We start from the raw sequence: 15,943 nt of genomic DNA on the forward strand, positions 1-15,943 counted from the left end.
AAAATCGGATGACGTACGCCGGCGGCATGCCGCTCACAGGCGGCGGGCCGGCACTTCGGGCCGGAATTCAGAGGCGAAGGTCTGCTGGTTGCGGTCCTGGTAAACATAGCCTTGCTCGGCCTTGAACGGTCCCGAGGCCGGCAGCACCACGTCAATGCAGCGCAGCGGCGCGCCCTTGTCGAAGAACACGCGGTACAAGGTGCCGCGGCTGCCGGCATAGGTGTTCACCACCGGCACGACGCTGAAGTCCGGCTTGCGCGAGACCCCGCCCTGCTCGTTGAAGTTCTTGAAGATCAGCACGGTCGGATTGCTGGCTGGCAGCCCGCCAGCGCGCAGCACGGCAACATTGTTCAGGCTCAGCAGATGGCCGTTGACCTTGCCCACCCACGAAGTGCCATAGGCGCCCGGCTGATAGTCGCCCACCTTGTATTCATTCCCGCCGCGCAGCGACTTGACGGCGTGCGACACGCGCGCACGGTCGTTGACGCAGGAGTGCAGCGGCGCCTCGTCGGCCACTGCCAGCGGCAGCAAGCTGAAACCGTCGTTGCGCAGCGGTTCGCCGACGCTGACCTGGTGGCTGCGCTGGTCGAAGCGCGCGCCGCCCAGGCTGAAACCGGCCGTGTCGGCGGCGCTGGCGGTGGCGTTCGCGGTATTGTTGCCGGCCTTGGCCAGCGCCGGACGGCTGGCGCTGGCGGCTGGCTTACGCGGCGCGGCCGGCGCGGCGCTGGCGATGGCCGTGGCGGCTGGCTTGGCGCCGGACTGGGCCTGGCTGGCCGTCCCTGCGGGCGCTGCCGGCGCATCGTTAGCGGCCGGTTGCCGCGCAGAGGCCAGCGCAACGCCGCCGGCCGGCTTGGCGGCGGCGCGGGCCGGCGCGGCAGGCTTGGCCGACGGTGCGGCCGCCGGCTGGGCGGCCGGCGCCTGGGCCACGGCATCTGCCTCGGGCGTGCCCACGGGACGGAAATAGCTGGACGTGGCCACCCGCGACTGCAGGTAGCTGGCCATCACGCTGTCATTGGCCACATCGACGATCTCGACGCGGCGGTTGGCGGCGCGGCCGGCTTCGCTGTGGTTGTCTGCCGCCGGCAAGGTCTCGCCAGCGCCCTGGTAATAAATCGACGCCTCCGGCACCCCGGCGGCGCGGAACACGTCGGCCACCGCGCGCGCCCGGCGCTCGGACAGGTCGGCCGCCAGGCGGGTATCCTCCTGGTCGTCGGTATGGCCGACGATCAGCACCTTGCTCTGGTCCAGCGTGCCGGCTTCCTGGTTGTCCAGGCCCTGCCGGCGGGCGCGCGGCGTGTAGGCGGCGGCGATCTCGGTGAAATAAGCGCGCGCGGCCGGGGTCAACTGGTCGGAGTTGGGCAGGAACTGGTTGCCGCCCTTGTCCACCAGGGTCGCGGTCATGCCCACCGCTTCCTGCTCGCCGCCCTTGGCGCCGGGGCCCGCCTCGGGCAGTTGCAGCACGGCGGTGCGCATCTCCAGATCGTGCTTCTTGGCGATCTGGGACAGCTCGCAGCGGCGCCGGCTGACATCCTTGCCGATGGCATGCCCGATCAGGGCACCGACTGCGGCGCCGACCGGCACCGCATACTTGGCGTCGGAAAACTTCTTTGCCAGCAGGCCGCCGGCCACGGCGCCCAGCAGCGTCCCGATCTGCTGGGCGCTCTGATCCACGCAGGGATCGACGGCGGCGCGCTGGCCGGCCGCACCGCCCTGCACCGGCGCCATCGGGGCGCACCCCTGCAGGGTCAGGGCGAGGATCACCAGGGAGGCCACCGGTTTCATGCGGCAGCGATGGGAAACAGCGTGTCGGCTCATAGCAATATTGGATAAAGAAACGTTGATATGTCGCAACATTGTAGTGGGAATCTTATCTAGATGAGTAGATAAATCACAAATAATTGGCATTTTTCTTAAAGTTGATGCAGGGAAACAACACTAGAGACTAATCAATCGCAAGCCTGCCGCTCTCTTCCTGCCTATAACTCGGCCGATCCAGGATATTGAAGAAAAATGCGATTTTTTTAGCGGCGCGGCGCCTGCGGCACCTGCAAGCTGTCCAGCACGGAACGCAATGCATCGCCGTAATCCGCCTTGCCTGGCGTGGTGGTGGCCTGCAACTGCAGCAGGTCCAGCTTGGCGCGCGGATAGTTGGCCGCGGCCGCCGCTTCCAGCCACTGGCGACTCTTGGCTAGATTGCGCTCGGTGCCATGGCCGGTGTAATACATCTCGCCGATCTCCACCTGGGCCATGGGGAAGCCGGCATTGGCGGCCTGCTGCAGCCATTTCCAGGCCTCGCCATTGTTGGCCTTGTGGCGCGCCACCTGGGACGAACCGCTCAGCCGCACCGGCTCGATACCCTCGCGGTAGGCCAGCCCCAGCACCGTCTGCGCCACCACGCTGCCGCCGGCGGCCTGGTGGCGCAGGGCCGGCAGCTCGTCCGGCGTCAGGCGCTTGACGCGCTGCTGCACCTCCCAGTCCAGTTCACTGAGTTCGGCCGCGATCATCTGCCGGTACCACAGGCCCCCATCGGCTGCCGGGCGCAGTCCGCGCGTGGCCTGCTGGCGGGGTCCGGCCGCATCGCCGGCCTGGCCCCGGGCGTTGATAACATCGCCATCGGCCAGCGACGACTCGTACCACGGGATCTGGTCGTCGTGGGTCTGGCGCCGCACTTCGTTGCCGACGCGCCGGAACACCGCCTCCAACTCCACCCCCGGCTGGGCCAGGACACGGGCCAGGGTGGCGGTGTACAGGCTGTTGCCGCCCTTGCCGTCCGGGGCCAGCTGGCCGGGCGAGGTCGAATAGGCGATCAGGGTGCCGCGCGGCGCCTGCACGCGCGACAGCCCCAGGTCGCTGAAGCTGCGGTAGCGCACCGCGCCGCCAGGCTGGAAAGGATTGTTGCGGCAGGCATCGAGCACCACGATGTTCAGGCGCGACTTCGCGCGCGCCAGCCGGTCCAGCAGGGTGCCGAGGGCGTAGGAACGCACCCGGGCCGACGACTCGCTGGTGACCGGCATATCGACCGGCGTCAGGTAGTTGCTGCCGCCCAGCTGCATGCCGTGGCCGGCGTAATACACGAAAGCGGTGGCGCCGGACGGCAGACGGTCGGCAAAGTCGTTGACCACGCTGGCAAAGCGGTCGCGGCCCAGGTCATACTGCTCGGTGACGGCAAAGCCCAGCTTTGCCAGGGTGCGGGCCATCAGGCGGGCGTCGTTGCCAGCGTTGAGCAGGCCACGGTCGCCCGCATACTGGCTGTTGCCGATCACCAGCGCCAGCTTGACAGGGCCGGCCTGCCCGGTGCCGGCGGCGCCGACCGCCCCGGCCAGCAGCAGCCAGCCGCACAGCAGGCCGGCGGCGGCGCGCGCCGCGCGGGCAATCATCGCTTGCATGAACGGCCCTCCGGCAAGATCACATCGGTTTGTTCGACCAGGCGGTTTTGCCTCAGCGTGGCGGCCACCTCGTGCGGGTCCTGGCCGGCTGCCGCCAGTATCCAGATCTCCCCGGTTTCAGACGGACCGCTGACCAGGGTCGCATCGACCCGGCGCAAGGCCAGCACCACCTCGGCATACGGCGTATCGAGCTTGAACATGACCCTTATCTTGACGCGGCACGCCTCGGCCTGAGCCGCTGGCGCACCACGGTACAGCAGCGCTTCCTGGCCGCCGAATGGGCCGGCCAGCAGCCAGGCCGCCTGCAGCAGCGCCACGGCCAGCGCGCCAAACGTCCACACCGGGCGCACCAAGACCTGCTCCAGCCAGGCGCGCCAGCTGCGCGCGGCGCGCGGCGGCAGCGGCTCATGCCCCTGGGCCGCGGCCGTGCACTCGGCGGCCAGGCGTAGATACAGGGCCTGGTAGGCGGCGCGCGGGTCGTCCGGCCCGGCCAGCGGCGTGCCTGTGACCACCGTGGTCTCGCCATCCAGGTCCCAGGCACCGATGCGGCCGGGGCGCGGCGCCACGAATTCCTGCGCCTGGCCGGCCCGGTCGGCCAGCTTGAGCACCGCACCCAAGGTGGCGGCCGGCAGCTTGCCCAGCACCGCCTCATCGCCGCGCAGGCTCACCTCGACCGGATTCCAGGTCTGCACCAGCGCCGCCTCCGGCGCCAGGATGCCATCATCGTCCTGCAGCACCAGATCGCGCTCAGCAGCGTAATCGACCTCCTGCGCCACCAGCCAGCCGGCCCAGCGCCGCCCGCCAAGGCAGCGCCCCAGCAGCACGGCGCCGGTGCGGCCGAGGGCGCGCGCCGGCAGCACGGGCAGGCAGCGGATCTGCCCGACCGCCAGCGCCTGCGGGCCATGGGCCTGGACCGAAGCGACCTTGCGCTCCACCAGCGCCAGCAGCCAGGGCGGCATCGCGGCCGGCGCGGCATCGCGGCCGGCGCCGTCCTCCGGCGTGGCGTCCACGGGGTTCTCCACGGGACCGAACAATTCACGCTCGATCAGCGCCAACGGCGGATGCAGCGCGGCACTCATCGCGCCTCCCCGGCCCGCAGGCGCACCTGCCGGCACAGCAGCACCAGCAGCGCCGCCAGTTCCTCGCGCCAGTCGGGATGCAACTGCGCTCCCACCGCGCGCAGCCAGCCGCCGATGGCCGTGTTTTCATAGCCCCGGTAAGTGTCGCCCTTGGCGCGCGTGATGCCCAGCTTCTTGGCACGCAGGTGGAAGGTACTGCCCAGCGCCAGCCGCTGGGCGATGCTGGACACCGGCTCCGCCCGGCCCTCGGCGCACGAATGGTGGCGCAGGTAAGCCAGTTCGCGCGCGCCGAGCCCGGCGATGAAACGGTCGGCGCTGTGCATGGCGGCGCGCGGGTCGATGCCGGCCTCGGCCAGCAGGCCGGCATGCGCCTCGCCCGCCTGCGGCCCGGCTTCCTCCTCGGGCAGCTGATAGCCCTCCTCGCACAACTGGTCCAGCGAAGCGTCGGCCGGCTGGTCGCGCCGCAGGCTTTTTTCATAATTCTTCAGGTAGCCGTGCAGCGCGTAGGCGCTGTGCAGCGGACCGGCCCGCGAAGTTTCGGCATTGAGCAAGATCTTGTCCTGGAAAAAGCAATTGATCAGGTCGCGCCGCGCCGCGTCGCTCCGGTAGTCCTCGGGCAACTGGGTGCGCATCAACAGCCGCACTGCGCGCTGGTAGAAATCACCCCATTCCTCCCGGCTCAACGCGGGGCGGCGGTTCCAGTAATCGATGATCCTGGCATGGCTGTCATCGCCCGCCGGGACGGCGTCATCTGCGTCCGTCATAGGTTGATTATCGGCAATAAAAAACTCAAGCATAATCGATTTGCTAACTATTGTGAACTTTTCAATTGGCGCCAGCCGGTGCCATTCCCATAACGCGGCGGGCGAAAAAAATTGAAGCCGGGTCTCGAAATCGGCGCGCGGCCGCGTTGTAGGCGCATGGCATCACTAAAAGAGGAAACGATGAGCATTGCCCTGACCCGTATGGATGGCTCGCTGGCCGCGCCCGAGCGCGACAACACGCCGCCGAAGTTCAGCGCGGCCCAGGCCCGCGCGCTGGCCGGCGCCCTGTGCGACGCCGCCGGCGTGCGGCCGGACCCCGAGCTGTCGCCCTACCTGGAACAGGTGTTCGCCGCGCTGGACCACGTAGCGGGCGGCCTGGCGGTGGTGCTGGACGCGCACGTGCGGCCGCTGGCCGAGGTGCTGGAACGCGATGCGCACGACGCCCAGTTGCACACTCTGCCGGACCGCTGCGCCCTGCTGCTGAACGCAGCCCACGCGCGCCTGGCCGACCCGTCGGCGAAGCCCTGGCTGGACCTGGGAGCGCTGCTGGAGGCGAAAAAGCGCGCCGGCACCGGCGCCGCCGAGCGCAGCGACACGGAAAAGGAATATGCGCGCTTTCTCGCCAGGATCACCGACACGCCCCTGGTACGTCCCCGCCAGCGGCCACCGGAGCCGGCGCGCCTGCTACGGCTGGCGGAACGCTATCCCAACTTCGCGCGCCCGCTGCAGTTCCTGGCCGAGCAGGCCGCCTACGCCACGCTGAGCCAGACACCGTTCCAGCCACCACCACTGCTGCTGCTGAATGGACCTGCGGGCTGCGGCAAGACCAGCTTCGCGGCCGCCCTGGCCGGCCTGCTGGGCAGCCGCCATGAAGTGCTCAACATGGCGGCGCAAAGCTGCGGCTTCACCATCGGCGGCATGGACCGGGGCTGGTCCTCGGCCCGGCCCGGGATGGTGTTTGAAGCGCTGCAGCACGGTCCCGGCATGGCGCCGGTGATCCCGCTGGACGCAATCGACAAAGCCAGCGCCGAAGGCCGATCCAGCCCCTACGGCCCGCTGTACACGCTGCTGGAGCCAGGCAGCGCGCGTGCCTTCCGCGATGAATATGCCGGCATCCCGGTGGACGCCAGCCAAGTGCTGTGGCTGGCCACGGCCAACGACAGCGGCGCACTGCCGGCGCCGCTACTGAGCCGCTTCAAGGTATTCGACATCGCCGTTCCCGGCCCCAACGATCTGCTGCGCATTGCCGAGTCCATGCTGGCCGAAGTGGGGGCTGGCCTGCCGCAGGCGCCACGGCAGCCGCCGCCGGCCGGGCATGGGCGGGTGATGGCAAGTTCAGTACGCGAACTACGCATGGGCCTGCACGAAGCACTGGGCCGCGCCGCCCAGCGCGCCGTCGCCGCCGGCGACACCGCCGTCCACCTGCAGGACCACGACCTGGCGCCCGCCCAGGCACGCGCGCCGGTCGGGTTCTGCTAGCGCCGCCGGTGTCAGATCTGCCATTGGTACATGAGTGCGCTTTCAAAGGCAGGCTCATGTACCAATGGCAGATCTGACACCAGGGGTGAAGGCAGGCTCATGTACCAATGGCAGATCTGACACCAGGGGTGACACCAGGGGTGGACACTAGGAGTGCTGACACTAGGGGTGCTAGGGGTGATGTTGACATGACACCGGCTTGATACCAGCTCGCGGGCTTACTCTGCGGCGCGGGCGGCCGCTTCGCGCAGCTTGTCTTTCTTGCTCTTGCGCTTGCCCTTGATGCCGCCGTTGACGGTGTCGGTGGCGGCGTGCGCCGGGGCCGTGACTTCGGTCTCGGCCGGTTCGAAGCCGGCCACCTGCTCGCGCTGCAGGCGCATGCCCTGGCGCTTTTCGATCAGGCGGAAATGCTGTTCGGCGCTGGCCGGGACGAAGCTGACCGCCACCCCGCGCTCGCCGGCGCGCCCGGTGCGGCCGATCCGGTGCACATAGTCGTCGGTGGAGCGCGGCAGGTCGTAGTTCACCACCGCCGGCAGGCGCGCGATGTCGATGCCGCGCGCGGCCACGTCGGTCGCCACCAGCACCTGCAGGCGGCCATCCTTGAAATCCTCCAGTACCTGGGTGCGCGCGCCCTGGGCCAGGTCGCCGTGCAGGGCCGCCGCGCGCACGCCGTTGCGGGCCAGCTTGTCCGCCACGTGCTCGGATGCGTACCTGGTGGCCACGAACACCATGGCCCGTTTCCATTTTTGCTCGCGCAGCAGGTGGCGCAGCAGTTGCGTGCGGCGCGCCAGGTCGACCACGATGGCGCGCTGCGCTATGTCCGGCGCCTGGCCCGGCTCGGCCGGCACTTCGATGCGCTCGGGCTCGCGCAGCATGCGGCCGGCCAGCTTCTGCACATCCCGGGGGAAGGTCGCGGAAAAGAACAGGTTCTGGCGCCGCTCCGGCAGCAGCGCCAGGATGCGCTCCAGCTCCTCGGCGAAGCCCAGGTCCAGCAGGCGGTCGGCCTCGTCCAGCACCAGCATGGCCACCTTGCCCAGCTTGACGGCGTTGTGCTCGTGCAGGTCCAGCAGCCGGCCTGGCGTCGCCACCACGATGTCGGCCCCGCCGCGCAGGGCCATCATCTGGGTGTTGATCGAGACGCCGCCATACACCACGCACAGCTTGACCGGGAAATCGAGCTGCTGCGCCAGGCGCCGTATGGTCTCGCCCACCTGGGCCGCCAGTTCGCGCGTGGGCGCCAGCACCAGCCCATGCAACTGGCGCGGCCCGTCGCGATGGGCGATCAGCGACTGCAGCAGCGGCAGCACGAAGGCCGCCGTCTTGCCTGAGCCGGTCTGGGCCGCACCCAGGATGTCGGCGCCGCGCAGCGCGGGCGGAATGGCGGCCTGCTGGATGGCGGTCGGCTCGGTGTAGCCCAATGCGGCGACGGCGTTCTGCAACGAGGGTACCAGGCCCAGGGTGGAAAAAGACATGATGGCCTTTACTGACGGTGGAAATAAACCGCGACAGTATAAAGCATCGCCACCTCAGCGCAGCCGCGTCTCCAGGTAGCCGGCCAGCGCCAGCTTGAATTCGGCCGCCAGCCGCAGCCGCTCCTGCGCATCAGCCTCGGCATACAGCGGATTGAGGCCCTTCACGATTTGCAGCGACACCTTGGCCATCAACAGCGCCTCGTCCTCGCCCAGCGCCGGCTGGATTTCGCGGAACACGGCGCCGAAGCGCTCCCGCAGGCGCTGGCGCGATTCGGCATTGCGCTGGTAATCCAGGGTCGCGCCCAGCAGCGTGAAATAGGCCGGGTGCTCCTCGAAGAAGCCCACCATCAGCCCGAAGATGCGCTCCACCAGCGCCGCTACGCCCAGTTGCGCCGCCTCCGCCGTCAACACGGTCCAGCGCCGGCCCATTTCCTCGCCGTAGCGCTCGCGCAGCGCATGCGCCAGCGCCAGCTTGTTGGGGAAGTACTGGTACAAGGCGCCTATCGAGGAGCCGCAGCGCCGGGCGATGGCGGTCATGGTGGCGGCATCGTAGCCGGCTTGCGCGAACTCGGCGGCGGCCGCGTCCAGCATGGCGGCCAGGCGCTGCTCCCCGCGCTGCTGGCGCGGCTGACGGCGAGTTGGTGGAGAAATATCTGAGGACATCCTCACATTGTAGCAAAAACAGCCGTATAATTATCTGAGGATACCCTCACATATGGAGCGATCATGACCGACCTTAACCTGGACCCCGCCAGCACCGCGCTGGTATTAATCGATCTGCAACACAGCAACGTCGCGCGCCAACTGGCGCCCCATTCCGCCCAGGACGTGGTGCAGCGCGGAGCGGCCCTGGCCAGCGCCATGCGCGAAGCAGGCGGCGCCGTCGTTTATGTGCGTGTACTCGTGAACGAACTGCTGAGCCTTCCGTCGGATGTCCGGGTAGGGCGCGATCCCTCGGCCCCGCCGCTCCCGCCGCAAGCCTGGGAACTGGCGCCGGAAGCTGGCTGGCGCGAGGGCGACATCGTGATCGCCAAGCGCCAGTGGGGCGCCTTCCACGGCACCGGGCTGGACCAGCTGCTGCGCCGGCGCGGCGTGCGCACCATCATCCTGGGCGGCATCGCCACCAACTTCGGCGTCGAATCGACGGCCCGCGCCGCCACCGACCTGGGCTACGCGCTGCTGTTCGCGGAGGATGCCATGAGCAGCGTCTCGGCAGAACTGCACGAGTTCGCCGTGCGCAAATTGTTCCCCATCCTGGGCAAGGTGCGCACCACAGAACAACTGCTGGAGTTGCTGCACTGAACAGTTTGAGCGAATTTTGCGCGTATCGCCCAAGTAGGTGATGACTTAATTGCTGCATTGCGATTATGATATCGAGGTAGCCATATCCACTGGAGCCTTGATGCGTGTTGTGACGACCGGACTCAAACTGATTTCCGCCTTGGCGCTGCTGTTCAGCGCCAGCCAGGTCAATGCCGACCGTTCCTATGCCAATGTGGCCGCCGACCTCGGCGCCGACCACTCCTACTCCCTGTTGTTAAGCGCCCTGCCCGAGCCGTCCATCACGGTCCTGCTGCTGGTGGGCGTGGTGCTGGTGGCCTGGCTGCGCCAAGGGGTCGGCCTGCCCGACGAGGAAGAATAAGGCCAGCTGCGCGAACCCCCAGGCGGCTTCCGGCACGATGAACATCCACAGCAGCGGCGCCCCGGTCCGGGCCAGCGCCCATGCCATCCACAGCGTGAACAATATCCGCGCGGCGCCATCGTACAAGCCATAGCGCGGCTGCGGATCGGCCAGCCGCAATATGGACCACATCAGCACCACACTGGCCATCAGGCAGGCAAACAGTACATGGAAGGGATGGAAGTCCGGCAGCGGCGCGCCGCCCAGCATGGTGTTAACCTGGTCCAGCTGGCGGTGGACCCAGGCAAAGGTCCAGGGCGTGGCAAACGGCGCGCTGACGGCCAGGTCGTAAATGGCGCTGGCGCGGACGATACGGCCCGCATGAAGGCGGTAGTCGGTCATGGTGATCTCCTTGCAAAGTGACGCCATCCTAAAGCCTGGAGTACACTCCAAGGTCAAGTATTGATTGGAGTCAAACATGCGCATAGGAGAAATCGCCGACGCAACGGGCATCAGCCGCGACACCCTGCGTTTTTACGAAAAGCGCGGCCTGCTGCGGGCCAGGCGCGGCGACAACGGCTACCGCCGCTATCCGCCCGAGGCGGTGGACTGGCTGCGCTATATCCGCCTGGCGCAGACGCTGGGCTTCAGCCTGAAGGAAATCGAGGCCGACCTGCCGCTGCTGGCCGCTCCCGCCGCCTCGGCGCCGCTGCTGCGCGCCGCGCTGGAGCGCAAGCTGGCCGATATCGACCAGCGCATGGCCGGCCTGGCCCAGCTGCGCGGTGAACTGGCGCGCCGCCTCGGCGAGCAGATGGAGGAGTGCCCGCTGCGTCCCCAGGCGCTATAATGGACAGTTGCAAAGCCGTCTCCACTCATCCGCACCGGTGCCACACGTGAATCCGCTCCTCGCCAAGCTGCAATCCTATCCGTTTGAAAAACTGCGCCTGCTGTTCGAACAGGTGAAGCCCAATCCCGAATACAAGGCCGTCAGCCTGGGCATGGGCGAACCCAAGCACCCCACCCCGGCCTTCATCCAGCAAGCCCTGGCCGACAACCTGGACGGCCTGGCGATCTACCCCACCACGGCCGGCTCGGACGCCATGCGCGCCGCCATCGCCGGCTGGCTGGAGCGCCGCTATGGCCTGCCGCCGCTCAATCCGGCCACCCAGGTGCTGCCGATTAACGGCTCGCGCGAGGCCCTGTTCGCCCTGGCCCAGACCGTGGTCGACGCCAGCCAGCCCGGCGCGCTGGTGGTCAGTCCGAACCCGTTCTACCAGATCTACGAAGGCGCGGCCTACCTGGCCGGCGCCGAACCGTATTTCGTCAACTCCGACCCGGCCCGCAACTTCGGCTGCGACTACGACAGCATCCCGGCCGACATCTGGAAACGGGTGCAGCTGCTGTTCGTCTGCTCGCCCGGCAATCCGACCGGCGCCGTGCTCTCGCTGACGGAATGGGAACACCTGTTCGCCCTGTCCGAGCGCTACGGCTTCGTGATTGCCGCCGACGAGTGCTATTCCGAGATCTACCATGGCGAGGAAAAGCCGCTGGGCGCCATGCAGGCGGCCCACATCCTGGGCCTGGCCACGACCGACACGCCATATGCCCGCCTGGTGGTGTTCAGCAGCCTGTCCAAGCGCTCCAACGTGCCCGGCATGCGCTCCGGCTTCGTGGCCGGCGACGCGGCCATCCTGAAGAAATTCCTGCTGTACCGCACCTATCACGGCGGCGCCATGAGCCTGTCCGTGCAGGCTGCGTCTATCGCGGCCTGGAACGACGAAACCCACGTCGAACAGAACCGCGAACAATACCGCGCCAAGTTTGCCGCCATCACGCCCCTGCTGCAGGAGGTGATGGACGTCGAACTGCCGGACGCCGGCTTCTACCTGTGGGCCGACGTCAGCCGCACGGGACTGTCCGACACCGAATTCGCCCAGCGCCTGTACGCCCAATATAATGTCACGGTCCTGCCGGGCAGCTACCTGGCGCGCGAGGCGCACGGCATCAACCCGGGCCGCAACCGCATCCGCATGGCGCTGGTGGCCGAGACGGCCGAGGGCCTGGAAGCGGCCCGCCGCATCGTCCAATTCTGCAAAAACCTGTCTCAATAAAGAAACGACATCATGACCCAACAACTCGAACAGATCATCAACCAGGCCTGGGAAGACCGCGCCAGCATCAACCCGTCCAACGCCAGCGCCGAAGTTCGCGACGCCGTCTCGCACGTGATCGCGGGCCTGGACGCCGGCACCATCCGCGTGGCCCAGAAAACCGGCGCCGACTGGACCGTCAACCAGTGGGTCAAGAAGGCCGTGCTGCTGTCGTTCCGTCTGGAAAACAACGTTGCCATGCCGTCCGACGGCACCATGCAGTTCTACGACAAGGTCCCGACCAAGTTCGCCAGCTACACCCCGGAAGATTTCGCCAAGGGCGGCTTCCGCGTGGTGCCGCCGGCCGTGGCCCGCCGTGGTTCCTTCATCGGCAAGAACGTGGTCCTGATGCCGTCCTACGTCAACATCGGCGCCTACGTCGATGAAGGCGCCATGGTCGATACCTGGGCCACCGTGGGCTCCTGCGCCCAGATCGGCAAGAACGTGCACCTGTCCGGCGGCGTCGGCATAGGCGGCGTGCTGGAACCCATGCAGGCCAATCCCACCATTATCGAAGATAACTGCTTTATCGGCGCCCGCTCGGAAATCGTGGAAGGCGTGATCGTGGAAGAAAACTCGGTCATTTCCATGGGCGTGTATATCGGCCAATCGACCAAGATTTATGACCGCGCCACCGGCGAAGTCAGTTATGGCCGCATCCCGGCCGGTTCCGTGGTGGTATCGGGCTCGCTGCCTTCGGCCGACGGTAAATATTCGCTGTATTGCGCCGTGATCGTCAAACGCGTGGATGCGCAAACCCGCGCCAAGACCGGCATTAACGAACTGCTGCGCGGCGTTTAACGTCCACCTGGCGGGAGAATATCAGGGCCGACAAGGCCTGATACTCCCGCCCCTTGAAACTCAATGGGAATACTATCCCATTCCCACCGCAGAATATATAACTAGATAATATCCGCTTCCTGCCGGGCTCTCCTGATTAGCCGAACCAAACGGAACGCAGCCATCGTTGAAGATAGCTCCGGCTCCCCAGGCTTGGCAGCGATTCACTCTCCGCCCCTGCGGCACCAAGCCCCAATATTTCACCTTGCATCCGCCATTCTGCGGCGGCGCGTCCTGCACTGCCATTCCTGTGTGGTGCCGATTCGGCCCTCGCCAACCCTGGCGCCGCGTGCTTGCCCCTGCTGCGAGCCAAAAAGCGGCAGGTTCATGCCAAGTTCTGGTTTGATCAGGTCCAGGCAACATAGCTGCGCCCAGGCGCAGCGCGTCGGGCATACGCGGCCAGACCAGGTCGGCCGCCGCATATCCGGGAGTCCGTTCATGCAAATCAATGGGTACGATTATTAATGGCTGCGGCTACGCAAACCGGCCGCGATCAAAGCCAAGGTGGCGATGAATATCAGCAGAGATAACAGGATCATGGCCAAGATAAAATAAGCGTATAACCGGGAGGCATGCATGGCGCCCGCCATGGCGCACACGGCGATAATCGCGCTTGCGATCCAACAGAATACCAGACGCCATATACGCCGCCAGCCGCCGGCCCTTAGCGCCCAGGCAATTCCGCTTAGTACCAAGCCGGCGATTACGCATGCGATGATAACCGGCAGAAATAAGTACGGTTGCGGCTCCTTGATGCCCGCACGTAAATCAAATAATCGTCAGGCAGGGTGCCAGCCCACGCCAGCAATATGGCGAGCACGCTCCACACCATCACGAACGGCCAGGCGCGGCAATATGGCGCATTGAAAAAAGCGGTCATTTTTGGGATAGCTCCCCCTGCTGGATGCGCCCAGTTTCTCGGTCCTTCCGAATAAGGCGGCCTTGATACAGCTACCCAATAATTTGCCCAAGCATCTGCCTGTCAATACCCGGCCCAACCTGAAATTACAAATATGATAACACCCTATTGCTTCACCCTAAGTAATACCGGAGCATGATGGTGGCCGGAAAACGCGGAGTACAGCTGTCCATGCAGTTGCACCTGCTTGCCCAGTTCCGGCCGCAGGGCGGCATATTGTTTTTCCGTCAGCACCAGCTGGACCTCGCGCACGCCCTCATGCGCCTCAGGGTCCGCGTTGTCGCCCTGGGTGCAGATGGGCGTGTCCAGGGTCAGGTAGTAGCCGGTCTCGGCTTCGTCGCCGGCGGCGATACTCTCGAAGTTTGGGCTGCCGGGAAATGTGCCCCGGTGTAGCCGGCCAGCCAGCGTCACGGTGTCGGGCTCATATTTCAGGCAGGCGGCGCCGGCCGCCGAAGCGGTGGCGCATAGCAACAGGGCAAGATGCAAGCGTGTTTTCATCAGCGTCCTTCAGCCTCCTCTACGGTTGCATGCATGCTAGCGCGCTTTGGCGGCCAGGTCAGCTTACCGATCCGTAAGGTGAACCCGCCGCAGCGGCATGCCTGCATGGTATGCTAGCGGGTTACGCTTTCCGCTGTTCACACCCGCTTTCGGACTCACCATGACCATTACCCTCTACGGCATCCCCAACTGCGACACCGTCAAGAAAGCCCGCACCTGGCTGGCGGACCAGCAGCAGGATGTCGTTTTCCACGACTTCAAGAAGCAGGGCCTGGAGCGCGCCACCGTGGCAGCCTGGCTGGCCCAGATCCCGCGCGACACCCTGGTCAACAAGAAGGGCACCACCTGGCGCGCCCTCAGCGACGAGCGCAAGGCGTCCATTACCGACGACGAGGCCGCCATCGCCCTGATGCTGGAAAATCCCTCCATCATCAAGCGCCCCGTGCTGGCCCGCGACGGCCAGTTCTCGGTCGGCTTTTCCGACGCCCAGTACCAACAGATCTTTAATAAATAATCACCATGACCCCATCCAAGACCCTGGCGCTGACCGAAAAGCTGATTTCCCTGTCCTCCGTGACGCCGGACGACAAGGGCTGCCAGCGCCACCTGATCGACCTGCTGGAGCCGCTGGGCTTCGTGTGCGAAGTGATAGCCTCCAATGGCGTGACCAACCTGTGGGCGCGCAAGGGCACGGCCCAGCCGCTGCTGGTTTTCGCCGGCCACACCGACGTGGTGCCCACCGGCCCGGTCGACCAGTGGCAATCGCAGCCCTTCACCCCCACCCACCGCGACGGCAAACTGTATGGCCGCGGCGCGGCCGACATGAAAACCTCGATTGCCGCCTTCGTGGTGGCGTGCGAGGAATTCATCGCCGCCAACGCCGACCATCAAGGCTCGATCGGCTTCCTGATCACCAGCGACGAGGAAGGCCCGGCCACCGACGGCACCGTGGTGGTGTGTAACATGCTGAAGGAACGCGGCGAGCAGCTCGACTACTGCATCGTCGGCGAACCGACTTCCGACGAAACCCTGGGCGACGTGATCAAGAACGGCCGCCGCGGCTCGCTGTCCGGCAAGCTGACCATCAAGGGCGTGCAAGGCCACATCGCCTACCCCCAGCTGGCCAGGAACCCCATCCACCTGGCCGCGCCGGCGCTGGCCGAGCTGGCGGCCGAGCGCTGGGACGAGGGCAATGAATACTACCTGCCGACGTCCTGGCAGATGTCCAACATCCACGCCGGCACCGGCGCCAACAACGTGATCCCGGGCGAGTTGGTGGTGGACTTCAACTTCCGCTTCTCGACCGCCAGCACACACGAGGGCCTCAAGCAGCGCGTGCACGCCATCCTCGACAAGCACGGACTGCACTACGAACTGAAATGGGCGCTCAGCGGCCTGCCCTTCCTGACCCCGCGCGGCTCCCTGAGCGACGCCCTGTGCGCCGCCATCCGCAGCGAGACCGGCGTGGAAGCGGAACTGTCGACCACCGGCGGCACCTCGGACGGCCGCTTTATCGCCCAGATCTGCCCCCAGGTGATAGAATTCGGGCCTCCCAACGCCAGCATCCACAAGATCGATGAACACATCGAGCTGCGCTTCGTGGACCCGCTGAAGAATATTTACCGCCGCACGCTGGAAAACCTGCTGCGCTAGCGTCGCTCCCGCGCAGGCGGGAGCCCATGCCGAGTATCCGATCCGGCTCAGCATGGGTACCGCAGCGGCGGACCGCCGCCTG

At 66.6% G+C, this 15,943-nt stretch carries 16 protein-coding genes; 8 read left to right on the forward strand and 8 right to left on the reverse strand.

Annotated features, from left to right (window positions below; all coding sequences use genetic code 11):
- Window positions 1-33: 33 nt before the first annotated feature.
- The 4 genes from ACLB1G_RS18460 to ACLB1G_RS18475 all read right to left on the reverse strand — a co-directional run bounded on the left by ACLB1G_RS18460 (window position 34) and on the right by ACLB1G_RS18475 (window position 5,229).
- On the reverse strand, window positions 34-1,782 hold the full coding sequence (locus ACLB1G_RS18460) for an OmpA family protein (RefSeq protein ID WP_491628698.1): 1,749 nt from the start codon (window positions 1,780-1,782) through the stop codon (window positions 34-36).
- Between the two features lie 239 nt (window positions 1,783-2,021).
- A complete protein-coding gene (locus ACLB1G_RS18465) occupies window positions 2,022-3,386 on the reverse strand; it encodes a caspase family protein (RefSeq protein WP_491628699.1) in 1,365 nt (454 codons plus the stop codon).
- Window positions 3,374-4,465, reverse strand: coding sequence for a hypothetical protein (locus ACLB1G_RS18470; protein WP_491628700.1), 1,092 nt, complete (start codon window positions 4,463-4,465; stop codon window positions 3,374-3,376). Before ACLB1G_RS18470 ends, ACLB1G_RS18465 begins: the two co-directional genes overlap by 13 nt.
- A complete protein-coding gene (locus ACLB1G_RS18475) occupies window positions 4,462-5,229 on the reverse strand; it encodes a hypothetical protein (protein WP_491628701.1) in 768 nt (255 codons plus the stop codon). Before ACLB1G_RS18475 ends, ACLB1G_RS18470 begins: the two co-directional genes overlap by 4 nt.
- A gap of 180 nt (window positions 5,230-5,409) precedes the next feature.
- On the opposite strand from ACLB1G_RS18475, the gene ACLB1G_RS18480 reads away from it, so the two are divergent.
- Complete coding sequence (locus ACLB1G_RS18480) at window positions 5,410-6,708, forward strand: AAA family ATPase (protein ID WP_491628702.1); 1,299 nt, start codon at window positions 5,410-5,412, stop codon at window positions 6,706-6,708.
- Between the two features lie 218 nt (window positions 6,709-6,926).
- Here ACLB1G_RS18480 and ACLB1G_RS18485 read toward each other — a convergent pair whose 3' ends face one another.
- Together ACLB1G_RS18485 and ACLB1G_RS18490 are read right to left on the reverse strand one after the other, a co-directional pair.
- Window positions 6,927-8,180: a DEAD/DEAH box helicase gene (locus tag ACLB1G_RS18485; RefSeq protein ID WP_491628703.1), complete on the reverse strand. Its 1,254-nt coding sequence runs from the start codon at window positions 8,178-8,180 to the stop codon at window positions 6,927-6,929.
- A 54-nt stretch (window positions 8,181-8,234) separates the two neighbouring features.
- On the reverse strand, window positions 8,235-8,843 hold the full coding sequence (locus tag ACLB1G_RS18490) for a TetR/AcrR family transcriptional regulator (RefSeq protein WP_491628704.1): 609 nt from the start codon (window positions 8,841-8,843) through the stop codon (window positions 8,235-8,237).
- Between the two features lie 63 nt (window positions 8,844-8,906).
- On the opposite strand from ACLB1G_RS18490, the gene ACLB1G_RS18495 reads away from it, so the two are divergent.
- Together ACLB1G_RS18495 and ACLB1G_RS18500 are read left to right on the forward strand one after the other, a co-directional pair.
- Window positions 8,907-9,482 carry an isochorismatase family protein gene (locus ACLB1G_RS18495; RefSeq protein ID WP_491628705.1) on the forward strand — a complete coding sequence of 192 codons (576 nt, stop codon included), beginning with the start codon at window positions 8,907-8,909 and terminating at the stop codon, window positions 9,480-9,482.
- 100 nt (window positions 9,483-9,582) lie between these two features.
- On the forward strand, window positions 9,583-9,822 hold the full coding sequence (locus ACLB1G_RS18500) for a hypothetical protein (RefSeq protein WP_491628706.1): 240 nt from the start codon (window positions 9,583-9,585) through the stop codon (window positions 9,820-9,822).
- Here ACLB1G_RS18500 and ACLB1G_RS18505 read toward each other — a convergent pair.
- Window positions 9,718-10,203 (reverse strand): hypothetical protein, encoded by a 486-nt coding sequence (locus ACLB1G_RS18505; protein WP_491628707.1) that lies wholly within the window; start codon window positions 10,201-10,203, stop codon window positions 9,718-9,720. The genes ACLB1G_RS18500 and ACLB1G_RS18505 overlap by 105 nt on opposite strands.
- Window positions 10,204-10,279: 76 nt before the next feature.
- Between ACLB1G_RS18505 and ACLB1G_RS18510 the strand changes: the two genes are divergently transcribed.
- From ACLB1G_RS18510 to dapD, 3 genes are read left to right on the forward strand one after another with little or no spacing between them, the layout of a single operon-like run.
- A complete protein-coding gene (locus ACLB1G_RS18510; protein WP_491628708.1) occupies window positions 10,280-10,648 on the forward strand; it encodes a MerR family transcriptional regulator in 369 nt (122 codons plus the stop codon).
- A 46-nt stretch (window positions 10,649-10,694) separates the two neighbouring features.
- Complete coding sequence (gene dapC / locus ACLB1G_RS18515; RefSeq protein ID WP_491628709.1) at window positions 10,695-11,912, forward strand: succinyldiaminopimelate transaminase; 1,218 nt, start codon at window positions 10,695-10,697, stop codon at window positions 11,910-11,912.
- A 12-nt stretch (window positions 11,913-11,924) separates the two neighbouring features.
- Window positions 11,925-12,752 (forward strand): 2,3,4,5-tetrahydropyridine-2,6-dicarboxylate N-succinyltransferase, encoded by an 828-nt coding sequence (gene dapD / locus ACLB1G_RS18520; protein WP_491628710.1) that lies wholly within the window; start codon window positions 11,925-11,927, stop codon window positions 12,750-12,752.
- A gap of 1,063 nt (window positions 12,753-13,815) precedes the next feature.
- Here dapD and ACLB1G_RS18525 read toward each other — a convergent pair.
- Window positions 13,816-14,208, reverse strand: a complete 393-nt coding sequence (locus ACLB1G_RS18525) for a DUF4431 domain-containing protein (RefSeq protein WP_491628711.1) — start codon at window positions 14,206-14,208, stop codon at window positions 13,816-13,818.
- Between the two features lie 160 nt (window positions 14,209-14,368).
- Between ACLB1G_RS18525 and ACLB1G_RS18530 the strand changes: the two genes are divergently transcribed.
- Both ACLB1G_RS18530 and dapE read left to right on the forward strand, forming a co-directional pair.
- Window positions 14,369-14,722 carry an ArsC family reductase gene (locus tag ACLB1G_RS18530; RefSeq protein WP_491628712.1) on the forward strand — a complete coding sequence of 118 codons (354 nt, stop codon included), beginning with the start codon at window positions 14,369-14,371 and terminating at the stop codon, window positions 14,720-14,722.
- A gap of 5 nt (window positions 14,723-14,727) precedes the next feature.
- Window positions 14,728-15,861, forward strand: coding sequence for a succinyl-diaminopimelate desuccinylase (gene dapE, locus ACLB1G_RS18535; protein WP_491628713.1), 1,134 nt, complete (start codon window positions 14,728-14,730; stop codon window positions 15,859-15,861).
- Window positions 15,862-15,943: the final 82 nt, after the last annotated feature.

It is taken from the genome of Duganella kummerowiae (assembly GCF_053572355.1).